Below are 16,584 nucleotides of genomic sequence, written 5' to 3'. Positions count from 1 at the left end.
CAGCGCGTTGTTTGGCGAGCAAAGCGAAACGACACTCGCTGTCGTCCCTGCGAAAGCGGGGACGACACCCAATGCGTGGCTCCGCTACTGCCGTCCGAGCTGCGTCGCCTGCTCCACGCGGTCGAAGCGCTCCAGCGTCAGGATCGCGTCTGCGAGTTGGTCGGCGCGCTTGTCGAGCACCGGGCGGGCCAGCGTCAGGAACTTCTGCTGCATCGCTGCGGCGTCGGGGAACGAGGTCGGCTCGCCCGAGGGATCGGCGTAGAGACGCTCATGGGTGCCGTCATCGGTGGTGATGGAGACGCGGGCGCCGAACGGGTGGGTGCGGCCGACCTCGAGCCGGTCGTCCTGCACCACGTCGAACTTGTCGGCGAGCGCGTCGATCGCCGCATCGCCGAGCCGCTCGTAATCGTCCCAGCCGAAGCGGCCTTGATCCAGCGCGATCGCGCCGGTGAAGAACATCGAGAACTGGCCGCCGACCACCGAGGTCGGGTGCCGCTTGGTGGCGGCGTCGCCGGTCAGCGTGATGCCGTTGCGGTGCAGGCCGACCTCGACCTTCTTGATCTGGTCCGGTGTCAGATTGTGCTCGCGCCGCATCGCGATCAGCGCGTCAATCGCGGCATGGGTGTAGCGGCAGCTCGGATACGGCTTCACGCCGATCTTCATGGTCTCGTAGGTGCTGCCGAGCCCGGCGACTGCCTTGTCCGGATGCGCATCGTCGCTGTAGCCGACCAGGAGGCCGTGCTTGCCCTCGACCGCCTCGGTCGAGCCGACGAAATCGTTGCGCGCCAGCGTCGCGGCGATCACGCCGTTCATCGCGGCGGCGCCGACCTGGTAGCGCTTGTTCCAAGCGCCATTGACCAGGAACTGCAGCGAGCCCGCCGCCTGGCTGCCGGAAACGCCGAAGGCGGAGACGAGCTGCTCCGCCGACAGCCCGAACAACTTGCCGGCCGCCGCCGCGGCGCCGTAGGTGCCGGCGGTCGCGGTCGGATGGAAGCCGCGGGCGTAATGCGAGGTCGGGTCGAGCGCGTTGCCGAGCCGGCAGCACACTTCATAGCCGGCGACGATCGCGGTCAGCACGTCGCGGCCGGAGGCGCCGACCATCTCGCCGACCGCGAACGCGGCCGGCACCACCGGTGCGCTCGGATGCAGTGAGGAATCGGCGTGGGTGTCGTCAAAATCAAGTGAATGGCCGAGCGCACCGTTGAGCAGCGCGGCGACCGCGGGGGTCCAGGTCTTGGTGTCGCCGAACACGGTGGCCTCGCCCTTGCCGTCGAGCGCCAGCGCCTGGAGCATCTTCATCAGCGACGGCGTCGATTCCGCGTCGCGGCTGGCGCGGATGGTGCTGCCGAGGAAATCCAGCGTCAGCACCTTGGCGCGCTCCAGCACCTCCAGCGGGATGTCCTGGTATTTCAGGTCGGCAACATAAGCGGCGAGCGTTGCGGTTTCGTGGGCCATCGTGTTTCCTCAATTTTGCGGCGCAGGGTAGGCGGGCGGCCGGGACCGTTCAAGCCGCCTTGCCGCCGCGGGCAGCAGCCATGCTGCACACTATGTAACACGGGCTTTTCGCTTGATTCCGGATCTCGCCGCATGAGCACCTTCGCAAAACGCATATTCGACCAGGTCTGGGCCCGCAAAACCCAGCTGGCGCTGGCGGTCCGGATCGCGTCCGCGGGGGTCGCGGCCTATACCATCGCCCTGGCGCTGAATTTGATGCTGCCGCTCTGGGCGGTGCTGACCTCGCTGATCGTGACGCAAATGAGCGTCGGCCGTTCGCTGAAGGCGACGCGCGACTACATGCTCGGCACCATCGGCGGCGCCGTCTATGGCGGCGCGCTCGCGGTGCTGATCCCGCATTCCGGCGAGGGCAGTCTCCTGGCGCTGCTCGTCCTTGCCATCGTGCCGCTGGCCTTCATCGCGGCGCTCAATCCGAGCCTGAGCTCGGCGACGGTGACCGCGGTGATCGTGCTGCTGCTGCCGACGATGCACCACACCAATCCGCTGGATTCGGCGATCGATCGCGTCCTCGAGGTCACGGTCGGCGCGCTCACCGGGCTTGCGGTCTCGTTCCTGGTGCTGCCGTCGCGTGCCGTCAGCCAGATCCGGGTCAATGGCTCGAAACTGCTCGAGCTGCTCTCGGCGGCGTTCGCTGAACTGCTCGCCGGCCTGACGCGCGGTCTCGACAACGATGCGCTGCATCGGATCCAGGATGGCATCGGCACGGCGGTGACCAACCTGCACGCGACCGGCCTCGAGGCCGAGCGCGAACGCTCGATGCATCTGTCGTCGGGGCCGGACACCGGTCCTCTGCTGCGGACGATCCAGCGGCTGCGGCATGACGTTGTGATGATCGGGCGCGCCTGCGTCGTGCCGCTGCCGGCGGAGATCCAGGCGAGGCTGGCGCGGCCGCTGGCCGAAATCAGCAAGGCGATTGTGACCTATATGATGACGGTCGCGACGGCGCTGCGTGCCGGCAGTGGCCCGGCCGACATCGCGCCGGTCGACGCGGCGCTGCACGCCTACAGCGAGGAGGTCGCCGCGGTCCGCAGGGACGGCCTGATCCGCGGCCTGCCGGTCGACGCCGCCGAGCGCTTCTACGCACTCGGCTTCTCGCTCGAGCAGATGCGGCAGAATCTGAACGACCTCAAGCGCTGCCACGGCAACTGGTGCACGAGCGCGGACGCCTCGGAGAAGATCGTGAAGGATGCCGCGGAGAAGACGGCGGCGTGACGTTGGCTTATGCGTTGCGGCGGGTGAGCCCCTTGCTCTCCATGCGCCAGATCAGGAGATCGATACGGTCCTGGCCGAAGAACGGTTCGTTCTCGAACACGAAGGTCGGCACGCCCCAATGGCCGGACGCGGCATGGGCCTCCTCGTTGGCCGCGATGATTTCCTCGTAACGATCGGGGTCCGCGCTGACGGCCGCGTCCATCGCGGCGAGATCGAAGCCGGCGGCGGTCGCGGCCTGCGCGAGATGATCGCCTTCGTTCCAGCCCTTCACCGAGCCGTCCCACAGCACGCGGCTGATCGCGGCGGTGAAGGCGAGCGAACGCCCCTCGATCTGCGCGGCCGCGCCGAGCCGGGTCAGGCGATGGATGTAGGGTTGGTGCTCGGCGACGTCGAGCGTCGTCATGTCCTGCACGATCGGATCCGGTCGCGGAAAGCGGAACGGGATGTTGTCGTGCTGGGCGACGCGCCTGGAATCCAGCACGACATAGCGGGCGAATTGCGGGTTGGTCTGCTTGAAGAAGCCGGGCACGCGAACCGCGAGCGGATAGACCGGCCGCAGGTTCACCGCGACATCGTAGTCGGCGGCCATCTTGAGCGTCTTCGGCAACGCCAGATAGCTGTAGGGGCTGCGGAAAGAGAAGAACAGATCGACCGGTAGCGCCACGGGCTAGTCTCCGACCTTCCGCAACATCGCCGGCACGATCAGGCGATGGAACGGCATGATGACCGCGAGATAGGCGCGCCCGAACCAGTTATGGGTCAGCACCAGCGTGGTGGCCGTCACATTACGCCCGGGCCCCGCGGCAGCGACATCGACCACGAGCCGGAAATCCAGGTGCTCGTCGTTGAAGCCCGCGACCAGCCGTTCCGGCGTCTGGCTGACGACCGGAAATATCCAAACCATGTCGCGCGCCGTGCCGTCGGCGCCTGATGTCTTCAGGCCGAACGGCGCGACCAGGAGGTTGCGCAGGGCAATCAGCCATTCGATCCAGCGCGGCTGACGCGCCACCATCGCTTCGGCCGCATGCCGCGCGTCGAGGCCCGGACGGGTGGTCGCGATCCTGAAGGCGTCGACGAACTGCGCGCCGGCAAGCAGCGCGGCGGAATCCACGTTCGGCGTGACCTCGTCGACCTTCATACGGCGAGTTTGCGCGCCAGCAGCCGGAAGCGCAAGATCAGCAGGGTCGCATAGACCGCGGTCCCGAGCGACAGCCCGATCCAGACACCGGCCGCGTCGAGCTTGACCAGGAATGCGAGTGCACAGGCCGATGCGAAGCCGATCAGCCAGTAGCTGATGACGGCGAACAGCAGCGGCACCTGGGTGTCGTTCATGCCGCGCAGCGCGCCGGCGGTGGTGGTCTGCATCCCGTCGGCGATGAAGAAGGTCGCGCCGATCATCAGCAGTGCCGCGGTGAGCTGCGCCGTGGTGTCGCTGGCCTCGCCGAGGAACAGCGCGGCGATCTCGAAGCGCGCCAGGATCACCGCAAGCGTCATCACGCTCATGAAGACGGCGCTGAGCGCGACCGCGACATAGCCGGCGCGCCGCACCGCATCGGCGTCGCGGCGGCCGACCGCGTGGCCGACCCGCACAGTCGCGGCCATGCTGACGCCGAACGGCACCATGAACAGGATCGCGGCGATCTGCAGCGCGATCTGGTGCGCCGCCAGCGCCGTGGTGCTGATCAGGCCCATCAAAAGGCCGGCGGCGCCGAACAGGCCGTATTCGAGCAGGAACGCCAGCGAGATCGGGGCGCCGACCGCGACCAGCTTGCCCAGCAGCGGCCAGTCGAGGCGCCAGACGCGGGCGAACACGTGATACTTGCGGAACGGGCGGCGCCGGGCGCAGAACCACGCGGCGGCGACGAACGTGCCGAGATTGACGAGGGTGGTTGCGAGTCCGGCGCCGAACAGGCCGAGCTCGGGCATGCCCCATTTGCCGTAGAGCAGCAGATAGACCATCAGCGCATTGGCCGGGATCGCCGCCAGCGTGATCCACAGCACCGGCTCGGGCCGGTTGACCGCGCTCATGAAGCCGCGCAGCGCGATGAACCACAGCGCCGGCAGGATGCCCCAGGCGAGCCCGAACAGATATTGTTGCGCGAGATGCGCCGCGGCCGGGGCCTGGCCGAGCGCGAGCAGGATGCGCTCGCCCTGGAACGGCAGGGCCATCAGCGGCAGCACCATGAAGAAGCCGGCCCACAGGCCGACGCGCAGCGCGCGCCGCAACATGCGCGGGTCGTGCGCCCCGAACGCCTGCGCCGCCAGCGGCGACACCGCCGAGACCATGCCCATGCCGATGGTGAAGCTGACGAAGAACACGGTATGCGCCAGCGCCGCGGCGGCCACCGCCTCGCTGCCGAGACGGCCGATGAAGGCGAGGTCGGTCGTCATCATCGCGATCTGCCCGAGCTGCGTCAGCGCCAGCGGCACGGCGAGCTTCAGCGTTTCCGCAAGCTCGGCCGTGAGCAGGTTGCGAGACACCGCGACGGCCGCAGGCGCGGCCGGTTCAACCTTGTCGATGCAGGTCATGGGGAACGTTTAGCACGCCAAGCAGGCCAAAAGCATGGCCAAGCTGCCCAAACGTGACGATCTCACGCAGAGATTGTCACGTTCCGGGTTGTTGTTTGAGCATGGTCCGACCGGAAAACCGCGTCACACTTTTCCGGATCTTGCCCGGATCAACTTCGTGCCGGGATCCGCTTGATCTTGGCGCCGAGGCCGTTGAGCCGCTCCTCGATCCGCTCATAGCCGCGCTCGATCTGGTCGGCGTTGTTGATGGTCGAGGTGCCCTCGGCGCAGACGGCAGCGAGCAGCATGGCCATGCCGGCGCGGATGTCAGGCGAGGTCATCGGCGCGCCGCGCAGCCGACTCGGGCCGGCGACGATCGCGCGATGCGGGTCGCACAGCACGATCCGCCCGCCCATCGCGATCAGCTTGTCGACGAAGAACATCCGCGACTCGAACATCTTCTCGTGCATCAGGATGACGCCGTCGCACTGCGTCGCGGTCACGATCGCAATCGACATCAGGTCGGCCGGGAAGGCCGGCCAGGGCTGGTCCTCGAGCTTCGGGACATGGCCGCCGAAATCGTCGTGGATCTTCATGGTCTGGTTCGACGGCACGACAAGATCGTCGCCCTCGACGCCGCAGACGATGCCGAGCCGCTCGAAACCCATCCGGATCGAGCGCAGATGCTCGACGCCGGCGCGTGCGATGCGCAGCGGCGAGCGCGTCACCGCGGCAAGCCCGATCAGTGACCCCACCTCGATATGGTCGGGCTGGATCGCGTAGCTCGCGCCGCCCAGCGTCGCCGGGCCGTGCACGATGATGGTGTTGGTGCCGATACCCTCGATCTTGGCGCCGAGCGCCACCAGGAAATTGGCGAGGTCCTGCACATGCGGCTCGGAAGCCGCGTTGCGCAGATAGGTGGTGCCGCGGGCGGCCACCGCGGCCACCAGCGCGTTCTCGGTCGCAGTGACGCTGGGCTCGTCGAGGAACACGTCGGCGCCCTTCAGGCGCGAGGCGCGGAATTCGAGCCGGTGCGTCGCGGTCACGGTGGCGCCGAGCTGCTCGAACGCTAGAAAGTGCGTGTCGAGACGACGGCGGCCGATCACGTCGCCGCCGGGCGGCGGCAGCGCGACCTCGCCGCAGCGGGCGAGCAGGGGGCCAGCCAGCAGGATCGAGGCGCGGATGCGCGCGCACAGTTCGGGATCGAGATCGGCGGCGCGGATCTCCTTGGCCTGGATCGCAAGCGTATTGCGCTCGGTCCATTCGGCGGCGGCGCCTACCGAGCGGCACAACTCGACCAGCGTCTCGGTGTCGCGGATGCGCGGCACGTTGGTCAGCGTGACCGGGTGTTCGGTCAGGAGTGCCGCCGCGATGATCGGCAGCGCGGAATTCTTGTTGCCGGACGGCTCGATGGTGCCGGAGAGCCGGCGGCCGCCTTCTACGATGTACTGGATCGGCGGCACGCGGAAACAGGCCCCATATTAGAAAGTCGGTTTAGATATCGATCGTGGCGCTCAGCGAGTGTTCCTGGATGAAGTCGCGGCGCGGTTCTACCACGTCACCCATCAGTTTGGTGAAGATATCGTCGGCCTCGTCGACCTCCTTGACCTTTACCTGCAGCAGCGAGCGCTCGTTGGCATCCAGCGTGGTTTCCCAGAGCTGCTCGGGGTTCATCTCGCCGAGACCTTTATAGCGCTGCAGAGTGACGCCCTTGCGGGCCGAATCGGTCACCGCCTCGAACAGGCCGACCGGGCCGTAGATGACCGTCTCGCTGTCTTTGCGGCGGAGCTTACCAGGGCGCGCGTAGACGTCCTGGAGCTTCTCGCGGTACTCGTGCAGCTTGCGCGCATCCGCGGAGCCGAGGAAGGCATCGTCGATGACGGCAACATCCTTCACGCCGCGAACGGTGCGCTCGAAGACAAAGCCCTGACCTTCCACGAACCGCCCGGTCCAGCCGCGCTCGACCTCGTCGGCCTGGGCGTCGAGCCGGTGCGCCATGTATTCTGCGGCGGCGCTGGCGTTCGCGAGGTCGGAGTAGATGTCGCGTCCAAACAGGCCCGCCACTGCCGCTTGTTCGATGACCTTGCGGTTGTAGCGGCTGTGCAGATTGCGCAGCACCGAGCGGATGATGCGGGCATCCTCAACCAGCGACAACAGGTCGCGGCCGGAACGGTCGTCGCCGGAGGCCGGCTTGAATACGCATTCGTCGAGCCCGGTCGAGATCAGATAATCCTCGAGCGCCCGCTCGTCCTTCAGATACTGCTCGGACTTGCCGCGCGAGACCTTATAGAGCGGCGGCTGGGCGATGTAGAGATAGCCGCCGTCGATGATCTCGCGCATCTGGCGGTAGAAGAAGGTGAGCAGCAGCGTACGGATATGGGCGCCGTCGACGTCGGCGTCGGTCATCACGATGATCTTGTGATAGCGCAGCTTGTCGACCGAGAAGTCGTCGCTGATGCCGGTGCCGAGCGCCGTGATCAGCGTGCCGATCTGCTCGGACGACAGCATCTTGTCGGGCCGGACGCGCTCGACGTTGAGGATCTTGCCGCGCAGCGGCAGCACTGCCTGGAACTCGCGGTTGCGGCCCTGCTTGGCGCTGCCGCCGGCCGAGTCGCCCTCGACGATGAACAGTTCGGACTTCGCCGGATCCTTTTCCTGGCAGTCGGCGAGCTTGCCGGGCAGCGAGGAGACGCTGAGCGGGCTCTTGCGTGTCAGCTCGCGGGCCTTGCGCGCAGCTTCGCGGGCCGCGGCAGCCTGGATCACCTTGCCGACGATCTCCTTGGCTTCCTTCGGGTTCTCCTCGAACCAGGCGGCGAGCGCCTCGTTGAGGACGTTCTCGACCACCGGTCGAACCTCCGAGGACACCAGCTTGTCCTTGGTCTGCGACGAGAATTTCGGGTCCGGCACCTTCACCGACAGCACCGCGGTGAGGCCTTCGCGGCAATCATCGCCGGTCAGTGCGATCTTTTCCTTCTTCGCATTGGCCTCGGCATAGCCGTTGACCTGGCGCGTCAGCGCGCCGCGGAAGCCGGCCAGATGGGTGCCGCCGTCGCGCTGCGGGATGTTGTTGGTGAAGCAGAGCACGTTCTCGTGGTAGCTGTCGTTCCACCACAGCGCGGCCTCGACGCCGATGCCGTTGGCCTCCGAGCGCACCATGATCGGGGCGGGCACGATCGCCTTCTTGTTGCGGTCGAGATATTTGACGAACTCCTCGACGCCGCCGGAATAGTGCATCTCCTCGCGCTTCTCGACTGCGTGGCGCATGTCGGACAGCACGATGTTGACGCCGGAATTGAGGAACGCGAGCTCGCGCAGGCGATGCTCGAGCGTCGCGAAGTCGTATTCGACGTTCTTGAAGGTCTCGACCGCGGCGTGGAAGGTGACCTCGGTGCCGCGCTTGCCCGGCGCCTCGCCGACCACGCGAAGCGGTGCGACGGCGTCGCCATGGGCGAACTCGATGTAATGCTCCTTGCCGTCGCGCCAGATCCGCAGCTCGAGCTTGCTCGACAGCGCGTTGACCACGGAGACGCCGACGCCGTGCAGACCGCCGGACACCTTGTAGGAGTTCTGGTCGAATTTGCCGCCGGCATGCAGCTGGGTCATGATGACCTCGGCCGCAGAGATGCCTTCGCCCTTGTGGATGTCGACCGGAATGCCGCGGCCGTCGTCATACACGGTGACGGAATTGTCGGCGTTGAGAGTGACCAGCACGCGGCTGGCATGGCCTGCCAGCGCCTCGTCGATCGCGTTGTCGACGACCTCGTAGACCATGTGGTGCAGGCCGGAACCGTCATCGGTGTCGCCGATATACATGCCGGGCCGCTTGCGTACGGCGTCGAGGCCCTTCAGCACCCGGATCGATTCCGCACCATATTCGGCCGGAATGGGATGCTCGGATTCGGCAGGGGTCTGCCGGGCAGGTTCTGTCATGTGAGGCCTTCGAGGATGTCCCGAATCAGCTGCGCAATATGAGGCGCTGATTACGCTATTTGTGCCATGAAAGAGGAGTTGCGCCTAGCGCAAAGTCTGTCTCCACAAACTATTGAAGAGATGGGATTTTTTAGCACTTTTTCAAGGTGCCCGAAGGCCGATTCCGGGAGCTCTGAAAAGCCCGATTCGCGAGCAGATTTTGGCACAGTTGATGGGCTGTTCCGCGGCCTCAGCCGCGCCGCGTGGCGCGGCCGGACTCGACGTCGAAAATCTCGCCGGTCGGACCGATGTCGGCGAATGCGGCGGGATCGGCGCCGGTCATCCAGACTTGCGCGCCGAGCTTTGCCAGTTCGTCGAACAGCGCCTTGCGCCTGCCGGGATCGAGATGGGCGACGACCTCGTCGAGCAGCAGCAGCGGCACGATGCCGGTCATCTCCGCGACCATCGTGGCGTGCGCCAGCACGAGGCCAATCAACAGCGCCTTTTGTTCGCCGGTCGAGGCGTCGCGCGCCGGCATGTTCTTTGGAGCGTAGACCACGCGCAGGTCGGTCAGATGCGGGCCGTCGAGCGTGCGTCCGGCGGCGGCATCGCGCGGGCGGCTGGCGCGCAGGATCTCGCGGTAGCGGTCTTCCACCGCGGTGGCGGGCTCCGCAAGCAGCGCATTCTCCATCCAGCCGTCGAGCGCGATCTCGGCGGAGGGAAACGCCGATGCCGCGCCGCGCTCGCGCAGCATCAATGCGAGCTTCGCCGCGGTCTGGCCGCGCGATGCGGCAACCGCAACCGCAAGCTCCGCAGTCTCGCGCTCGATCGCGTCACACCAATGGTCGTCATAGTTGCGCACTTCGAGCAGCCGGTTGCGCGAGCGCAGCGAACGCTCCAGCGCCGAGACCCGGCTGGAATGCTCGGAATCGATCGCCAGCACCAGGCGGTCGAAGAAGCGCCGCCGCTCCGAGGCCGCGCCCATGAACAGGCCGTCCATCGACGGCGTCAGCCACACGATGCGCAGGTGATCGCCGAACGCCGTCGCCGAGCTCACCGGCTCGCGGTCGATGCGGCAACGCCGCGTGGTTCCGGCCTCGCCGGTCGGCGCATCGATGCCGGTGCCGAGCGTCGCAAGGCCCAGCGCGCCCTCGACTTCCGCCGACACCGCCCAGGAGCCGTTGCCCTGGTTGTCGGCGATGTCCTCCAGTGTCGCACGGCGCAGGCCGCGGCCTGGCGACAGCAACGAGACCGCCTCCATGCAATTGGTCTTGCCGGCACCGTTCGGCCCGACCAGCACCACCATGTCGCCCCCGACCTGCAGCGTCGCCGCCCGGTAGTTGCGGAAATGCGTTAGCGACAGGCGGTGAATGCGGGACGGGGTCATGTCAGCTCGTCATCGCCGGGCAGGCATGCCCGGCCACGACGCAATTTAGTGCTGGTGCGCGCGAAGAGAAGTGCGTCACACCCGCATCGGCATCAGCACGTAGAGCGCGCCCTTGTTGTCCTTGTCCTGGACCAGCGTCGGCGAGCCAGGGTCGGCGAGCTTCAGCACGGCGACTTCGCCTTCGATCTGGGCGGCGATGTCGAGCAGATAGCGCGAGTTGAAGCCGATATCGAGCGCATCGGAGGCGTACTCGACCTCGATCTCCTCGGTGGCGCTGCCGGAATCCGGGTTGGTGACCGAGAGCACCAGCTTGCCGGCGGACAGCGCCAGTTTCACGGCGCGGCCGCGCTCGCTGGAGATGGTCGAGACGCGGTCGACGGCGGCCTCGAAGTCCTTCTTGTCGACCACCAGTTCCTTGTCGTTGTTCTGCGGAATGACGCGGCCGTAATCCGGGAAGGTGCCGTCGATCAGCTTCGAAGTCAGCACCACATTGCCGAGCGAGAAGCGGATCTTGCCCTGCGACAGCTCGATCGAGATCTCGGCCTCGCCGTCCTCGATCAGCCGCTGCACCTCGCCGACGGTCTTGCGCGGCACGATCACGCCGGGCATGCCGGTTGCGCCCTTCGGCAGCGTGAGGTCGATCTGCGCCAGGCGGTGGCCGTCGGTGGCGACGCCGCGCAGGGTCGCGGCCTTGGCGGTGCCGGCGGAGTGCAGATAGATGCCGTTGAGGTAGTAGCGGGTCTCCTCGGTCGAGATCGCAAACTGGGTGCGGTCGATCAGGCGCTTGATGTCGGAGGCCGGCAGCGAGAACGAATGCGTCATGTCGCCGGCGGCAAGGTCGGGGAAATCGCTCTCGGGCAGCGTCTGCAGCGTGAAGCGTGAGCGGCCGGCCTTGACCGCCAGCACCGAGCGGTCGCCGTCGGCCTCCAGCACGATCTGCGAGCCGTCGGGCAGCTTGCGGACGATGTCGTAAAACATGTGTGCAGGTACGGTGGTCGAGCCGGCGGTTCCGGTCTCCGCAGCCAGCGTTTCCGTCACCTCGAGATCGAGGTCGGTCGCCTTCAGCGACAGCTGGCTGCCTTCGGCGCGGATCAGGACATTGCCGAGGATCGGGATGGTGTTGCGGCGCTCGACCACGCGATGAACGTGACCCAGCGATTTCAGGAGTTGCGCGCGCTCGACGGTGACCTTCATTGCAATACCCGCCAGATCCCTCAGATGGAGAAGCCGGGCGGCCGTTTTCGGCAGCACCGCGGCATTTGAAACCCGAAAGCCGGATCAAGTTCGGATTTGATCAAACCCACGGGGGGACCGCAAGGTGGCGCGGATGGCGACCGGGCGCAAGGGAAAGACAGCGGAAACGCCGCCCGTTCCCCACGTTTTGGGCCGGAAAAAGGTATCGCCCTCCCTTGCGAGAAGGGAGGGCGATGGAATGCAAGAAGCTCTTGCGCGGCGGGCTCGTACGAGGCGGGCCTATGTGGCCGCCTTATTCCTGGAGCTGGCGCTTCAGCGACTCGACCTCCTCCGAGAGTGTGGTGTCCTTGGCGACCAGTGCCTCGATCTTGCGCACGGCGTGCAGCACCGTGGTGTGGTCGCGGCCGCCGAAGCGCCGACCGATTTCCGGCAGCGAGCGCAGGGTCAGCGTCTTCGCCAGGTACATCGCGACCTGGCGCGGGCGCACCACGTTGGCGGTGCGCCGCGACGACAGCAGGTCGGAGCGGCTGACGTTGTACTGCCGCGCCACCACGCGCTGGATGTCCTCGATCTTGATCCGCTTCGGTTCCTGCGGACGGATCAGGTCGCGCACCTCGCGCTCGGCCATCTCCAGCGTCACCGGCTGGTTGTTGAGCTTGGAGTGCGCCAAGAGGCGGTTGATCGCGCCTTCGAGGTCGCGGCCATTATGGGTGATGGTGCGCGCCAGATAGTCGAGCACTTCTTCCGGCACGTCGAAGCTCGCATGGTGGACGCGGGCTGCGGCGACGCGCGACTTCAGGATGCCGAGCCGCAGCTCCTCGCCGAGCGAGCCCATCTCGACCACGAGGCCGCCGGCCAGCCGCGAGCGCACGCGGTCGTCGAGGCTTTCGAGGTCGGACGGCGGACGGTCGGCCGCGATCACGACCTGACGGCCGGCATCGATCAGCGCGTTCAGCGTGTGGCAGAACTCGGCCTGCGTCGACTTGCCCTGCAGGAACTGCAGATCGTCGATCACCAGCACGTCGATGCCGCGCAGCGCCTCCTTGAACGCCAGCGCCGTCTGCGTCTTCAGCGCGGCGACGAAGCCGTACATGAACTTCTCGGCGGTGAGATACAGCACCTTGCGCTCGCTGCCGGAGTTGCCGGCCCAGGTCACGGCCTGCAGCAGATGCGTCTTGCCGAGGCCGACGCCGGCATGGATGTAGAGCGGGTTGAACATCACGGGATCGCCGCGGCGTCCTTCCGCGACCTGGCGCGCGGCCGCATGCGCCAGCGTGTTGGAACGGCCGACGACGAAGCTCGCGAAGGTCAGGCGCGGATCGAGCGGCGAGCCGCCGAGCGCATCATGATTGGCGGAGACGGGCGCGGTCGCGAACGAGCGCAGTTCGCCTGCCGGACGTCCATCGGTGCGCGCCACCGGGCGCACCTCGACCGGCGCGACGGGTTCCTTCGCCGGCGCGATCGGGCGGATCGCCGAGCGCACGGTGAGGTCGATGCGATGGACCTCGGGCATCTCGGCCTGCCAGCAGGCGAGCACGCGATCGGTGTAATGCGCCTGGATCCAGCTCTTCAGGAACCGGGTCGGAACCGAGAGGCGGACGCTCTCGTCCTGCACGCATTCCAGATCCATCCGCGCAAACCAGCTCGTGTAGACGTCCTCGCCAACACTCGTCCGCAACCGTCCCTTCACCCGCGACCAGCGATCCTGTTCCGTATTGTTCATTGCCTTCGTACTTCCAGACTGAGTGATGTGTGTTGTGAAATCGCCGCGCAGGTTCCCGCGCGCGGCGCGACCTTCGACGGAAACAGCCTGCTCCAGACAAAGATCACCCGTGTGGCGACAACGCGCCACGAGTCAGATCAGTCGTGTGGAGAGAATGCGTCCCGTGAGGTCAGCGCGTACTCGACGCTCTGTGCAGGTGGGAGCTGGCGTCCAAGGGGGTGATTACGGAACCAATGAAAATCTGTGCTTCGGCTGTCGTGAAATGGACTGCAATAATGATCCCGTAAGGCATAAGTCCTCCCCCTCTCACCGCGACGTATCGCGGCGAGTTATCAGCTCACTTGTGTCTTCAAATCGATCCGCTGCTACCGAACACCGGAATGTCCGGCGCCTTGCCGCCGCGTGTCTTCCTCAACCCGTCCGTTGGCTTCGCGTTCCCGTCGCTAGATTCCGACGATCGCTCTGGTCTCTCTTGTTCGACGCTCCCCTAAAGATGGGGGACATCGCCGGAGAAATTTTGACACAGACCAACCGTCCTCATATTGCTATGAGTTGTCAATCTAGCTTCGCTTGGAAAGCGTCGCTAACGCGCACACCGCCGCCGATTTGCGCGTCCGCCCCTGGGTCTCAAACCGCGCTGATCTGGAGAGCCGTGGGCGTCGCGGACAAGAAATAAATACACCAAGCGCATTTTCTGACAATCCGTGGATTCGACGGAGATCGAGACTCTTCGCGACTGTTGCGACGCTGCAAACTCCGAGTCGCGAAAGCAAGTTTTTGAATCGGCGCACAGATTCGCGCGTGTCACAAACGACGGTGCAATACTAAAAAATTTTCATAGAAAATTTACATTTGCTCTTGTGACGGTCGTTTTTCCAATCGCTGCTCAACACTATGTTGATAAGTAATTCGCGAAGCGTCGTTTTTCACGGTTACTTTTGCAGGGTAACTCCCCGACACGAATTTCGAAGCAAGATCGCGCCGCGCTATTCCATGAAGGTTGCGTAACTCGGGAAGATTCACGCATAGGCTTAACGCGCGAAGCCAAACGTATCCGGTGAACTACGGACACGACTAAAGATGACGCGCCTTTCGTCGCGAAGCAATGCGATCGCTCTCGCGTGGCGAACCTTTCAACGGCAAAAAACAAAAAGCCCGGCGCGAGCCGGGCTTCGTGACAACTGTGCTTTTCAGTCAGTCGTGCTTTTCGGTCAGTCGTGCTTGTCGTCAGCTCACTTCGCGAGCTTGGCGATCCGCGCCGACAGGCGCGACACCTTCCGGCTCGCGTTGTTCTTGTGAATGATGTTGCGCTGCGCGGCCTTCATCAGCTCGGGCTCGGCGCTCGCCATCGCCTTCAGCGCCGCCTCGCGGTCGCCGCTCTTGATCGCCTCTTCGACGGTGCGGACCGCGCCACGCATCTGCGTGCGGCGCGACTTGTTGACGATGGTGCGGCGGGCAATCTTGCGGGTCGCCTTCTTGGCGGAGGTGGTATTGGCCATGGTCTCTAACTGTCCTTCGGCGGTGATCGCTCGGTGGTCGGGCTCGCGCGCACCGGCCGGTTCAAATTCTCGACTCTTGTGTGTTTGTCCAAGGTGTTCTTGAGGCGGCCATGCCAGGAAGCGAAACGCTGCCCCCACATGCGGCACTGTCCAAAGAACAGCGGCGGCAGGATTGCGCCCGCCGCCATCGGCCGGTCTTATAGAGGGCGCAGGACGTAGCGTCAACGCTTTCCGGGCCCAAAATGGCCCCGAAATCAGCCTGCGGCGGCCGGATAAGGTGCTGAAGTGGTTGAATTTCCGGGAGGCGCCCGGTAAGGCCTGACGGCGCCCGGGGCGCGACAAGGAATTAGGGTGACGCATGATCCGCGGTTTTTTCCGTCTTATCGGCCTCGTGCTGCTGGCGGTCGGATTCATCTTCCTGGTCTATGACGGCGCGCGCTACGTCGCCGACCAGACCCTGCGGTTCACCCGGCTGGGCCAGTTCTGGAACGACATCCACCAGTCCAGCCAGCAGGCGTTCCGCGTCTGGGTGGATGGTTTCGCGCCGTGGCTCTGGAACGACGTGGTCAGGATCATCCTGGACCAGCCGGTGTTCGCCGTGCTCGGCATCGCCGGGATCCTGCTGATGCTGCTGTTCCGGCCGCGCAAGCGGCTGATCGGCTACGCCCGCGACTGACCGGTCCGCCGCAGGCCCGTAACGGGGCTGCCACCGCCTGCGTAAGAACATATATAGGTGACAGCCGGCGCCGCAGGCCTTTGCCGCGGTGGCCGATGTCCCGCCCGGAGGTAATCCATGTTGTTCATGCGCAAGACCACCGCGTTGCCGAGCGCCGCCGAGGCGCTGCCTGGCCGCGCAACGCCGATCCCGACCGCGACCACCCACTTCGTCAACGGCAGCAAGCTGCAGCCGCCTTATCCGCAAGGTCTCGAGCAGGCCGTGTTCGGGCTCGGCTGCTTCTGGGGCGCCGAGCGCAAGTTCTGGGAGCTCGGCGACGGCATCTACACCACGGCGGTCGGCTATGCCGGCGGCCACACGCCGAACCCGACCTATGAGGAAGTCTGCTCGGGCCGCACCGGCCACACCGAAGTGGTGCTGGTGGTGTTCGATCCGAAGAAGATCTCCTACGAGCAGCTCTTGAAGACGTTCTGGGAGAGCCACAACCCGACCCAGGGCATGCGCCAGGGCAACGACATCGGCACGCAGTATCGTTCGGCGATCTACACCTTCAGCGATGCGCAGCGCAAAACCGCCGAGGCGTCGCAGGCGATGTATCAGAAGGCGCTCGCCGCCAAGGGTCTCGGCGCCATCACCACCGAGGTCGCGCCGGCCGGTGAGTTCTACTTCGCCGAGGACTATCACCAGCAGTATCTCGCCAAGAACCCGGCGGGCTATTGCGGGCTCGGCGGCACCGGCGTGTCCTGCCCGATCGGCGTCGGCGTCACGGCCTGATCGCCCCATCAAGCGTGATGGGACCATCACGCTTTATATAGCCTTGGGATGATCTGCCTTGGAAAGCCGCCTGCGCTTTCCGGATCATTCTCTGAAATCAACGGGAAGCCGGTGCGCCGGCTTCCCGGCGATCGCGGCTCCGAAAACCTTTTATTAACCATAACCGGTGCAAGACTAGGGCTGTCTC

At 65.8% G+C, this 16,584-nt stretch carries 13 protein-coding genes; 3 read left to right on the top strand and 10 right to left on the bottom strand.

Going from position 1 to position 16,584, the window contains the following annotated elements; all coding sequences use genetic code 11:
• Positions 1–84: 84 nt before the first annotated feature.
• Complete coding sequence (locus JQ633_RS14175) at positions 85–1,455, bottom strand: MmgE/PrpD family protein (protein ID WP_211985660.1); 1,371 nt, start codon at positions 1,453–1,455, stop codon at positions 85–87.
• A gap of 132 nt (positions 1,456–1,587) precedes the next feature.
• Here JQ633_RS14175 and JQ633_RS14170 point away from each other — a divergent pair, with 132 nt between their 5' ends.
• Positions 1,588–2,727 (top strand): FUSC family protein, encoded by a 1,140-nt coding sequence (locus JQ633_RS14170; protein ID WP_211985659.1) that lies wholly within the window; start codon positions 1,588–1,590, stop codon positions 2,725–2,727.
• A gap of 7 nt (positions 2,728–2,734) precedes the next feature.
• Here JQ633_RS14170 and JQ633_RS14165 read toward each other — a convergent pair whose 3' ends face one another.
• From JQ633_RS14165 to rpsT, 9 genes are all read right to left on the bottom strand, one after another.
• Positions 2,735–3,391, bottom strand: a complete 657-nt coding sequence (locus JQ633_RS14165; RefSeq protein ID WP_211985658.1) for a 2-hydroxychromene-2-carboxylate isomerase — start codon at positions 3,389–3,391, stop codon at positions 2,735–2,737.
• A gap of 3 nt (positions 3,392–3,394) precedes the next feature.
• On the bottom strand, positions 3,395–3,865 hold the full coding sequence (locus JQ633_RS14160; RefSeq protein WP_211985657.1) for a DUF2867 domain-containing protein: 471 nt from the start codon (positions 3,863–3,865) through the stop codon (positions 3,395–3,397).
• Positions 3,862–5,256 (bottom strand): MATE family efflux transporter, encoded by a 1,395-nt coding sequence (locus tag JQ633_RS14155; protein ID WP_211985656.1) that lies wholly within the window; start codon positions 5,254–5,256, stop codon positions 3,862–3,864. Before JQ633_RS14155 ends, JQ633_RS14160 begins: the two co-directional genes overlap by 4 nt.
• A 149-nt stretch (positions 5,257–5,405) precedes the next feature.
• Entirely contained in the window at positions 5,406–6,698 is a 1,293-nt protein-coding gene (murA, locus tag JQ633_RS14150; RefSeq protein WP_211985655.1) for a UDP-N-acetylglucosamine 1-carboxyvinyltransferase, read from the bottom strand.
• A 31-nt stretch (positions 6,699–6,729) separates the two neighbouring features.
• Positions 6,730–9,165 carry a DNA topoisomerase (ATP-hydrolyzing) subunit B gene (gene gyrB, locus JQ633_RS14145; RefSeq protein ID WP_211985654.1) on the bottom strand — a complete coding sequence of 812 codons (2,436 nt, stop codon included), beginning with the start codon at positions 9,163–9,165 and terminating at the stop codon, positions 6,730–6,732.
• 229 nt (positions 9,166–9,394) lie between these two features.
• Positions 9,395–10,531 (bottom strand): DNA replication/repair protein RecF, encoded by a 1,137-nt coding sequence (gene recF, locus JQ633_RS14140; RefSeq protein ID WP_211985653.1) that lies wholly within the window; start codon positions 10,529–10,531, stop codon positions 9,395–9,397.
• A gap of 75 nt (positions 10,532–10,606) precedes the next feature.
• Positions 10,607–11,725 (bottom strand): DNA polymerase III subunit beta, encoded by a 1,119-nt coding sequence (gene dnaN, locus JQ633_RS14135; RefSeq protein ID WP_211985652.1) that lies wholly within the window; start codon positions 11,723–11,725, stop codon positions 10,607–10,609.
• A 292-nt stretch (positions 11,726–12,017) separates the two neighbouring features.
• On the bottom strand, positions 12,018–13,448 hold the full coding sequence (dnaA, locus tag JQ633_RS14130) for a chromosomal replication initiator protein DnaA (RefSeq protein WP_211985651.1): 1,431 nt from the start codon (positions 13,446–13,448) through the stop codon (positions 12,018–12,020).
• Between the two features lie 1,232 nt (positions 13,449–14,680).
• Positions 14,681–14,947: a 30S ribosomal protein S20 gene (rpsT, locus tag JQ633_RS14125; RefSeq protein ID WP_211985650.1), complete on the bottom strand. Its 267-nt coding sequence runs from the start codon at positions 14,945–14,947 to the stop codon at positions 14,681–14,683.
• A gap of 358 nt (positions 14,948–15,305) precedes the next feature.
• Here rpsT and JQ633_RS14120 point away from each other — a divergent pair, with 358 nt between their 5' ends.
• Together JQ633_RS14120 and msrA are read left to right on the top strand one after the other, a co-directional pair.
• Positions 15,306–15,623 carry a hypothetical protein gene (locus tag JQ633_RS14120; protein ID WP_211985649.1) on the top strand — a complete coding sequence of 106 codons (318 nt, stop codon included), beginning with the start codon at positions 15,306–15,308 and terminating at the stop codon, positions 15,621–15,623.
• Between the two features lie 117 nt (positions 15,624–15,740).
• Positions 15,741–16,397, top strand: coding sequence for a peptide-methionine (S)-S-oxide reductase MsrA (msrA, locus tag JQ633_RS14115; RefSeq protein WP_211985648.1), 657 nt, complete (start codon positions 15,741–15,743; stop codon positions 16,395–16,397).
• The last annotated feature ends 187 nt before the right edge of the window (positions 16,398–16,584 follow it).

The organism is Bradyrhizobium tropiciagri (assembly GCF_018130505.1).
Taxonomy (GTDB): Bacteria; Pseudomonadota; Alphaproteobacteria; order Rhizobiales; family Xanthobacteraceae; genus Bradyrhizobium; species Bradyrhizobium tropiciagri_B.
Note: the sequence above shows the minus strand (reverse complement) of the source record. Positions and strands in the feature narration are given on the sequence as shown.

Coding starts and splice junctions, on each gene's coding strand:
- dnaN (WP_211985652.1), bottom strand. CDS start 11,725: ATGAAGGTCACCGTCGAGCGCGCGCAACTCCTGAAATCGCTGGGTCAC.
- JQ633_RS14170 (WP_211985659.1), top strand. CDS start 1,588: ATGAGCACCTTCGCAAAACGCATATTCGACCAGGTCTGGGCCCGCAAA.
- JQ633_RS14155 (WP_211985656.1), bottom strand. CDS start 5,256: ATGACCTGCATCGACAAGGTTGAACCGGCCGCGCCTGCGGCCGTCGCG.
- recF (WP_211985653.1), bottom strand. CDS start 10,531: ATGACCCCGTCCCGCATTCACCGCCTGTCGCTAACGCATTTCCGCAAC.
- JQ633_RS14160 (WP_211985657.1), bottom strand. CDS start 3,865: ATGAAGGTCGACGAGGTCACGCCGAACGTGGATTCCGCCGCGCTGCTT.
- JQ633_RS14175 (WP_211985660.1), bottom strand. CDS start 1,455: ATGGCCCACGAAACCGCAACGCTCGCCGCTTATGTTGCCGACCTGAAA.
- dnaA (WP_211985651.1), bottom strand. CDS start 13,448: ATGAACAATACGGAACAGGATCGCTGGTCGCGGGTGAAGGGACGGTTG.
- gyrB (WP_211985654.1), bottom strand. CDS start 9,165: ATGACAGAACCTGCCCGGCAGACCCCTGCCGAATCCGAGCATCCCATT.
- JQ633_RS14120 (WP_211985649.1), top strand. CDS start 15,306: ATGATCCGCGGTTTTTTCCGTCTTATCGGCCTCGTGCTGCTGGCGGTC.
- rpsT (WP_211985650.1), bottom strand. CDS start 14,947: ATGGCCAATACCACCTCCGCCAAGAAGGCGACCCGCAAGATTGCCCGC.
- msrA (WP_211985648.1), top strand. CDS start 15,741: ATGTTGTTCATGCGCAAGACCACCGCGTTGCCGAGCGCCGCCGAGGCG.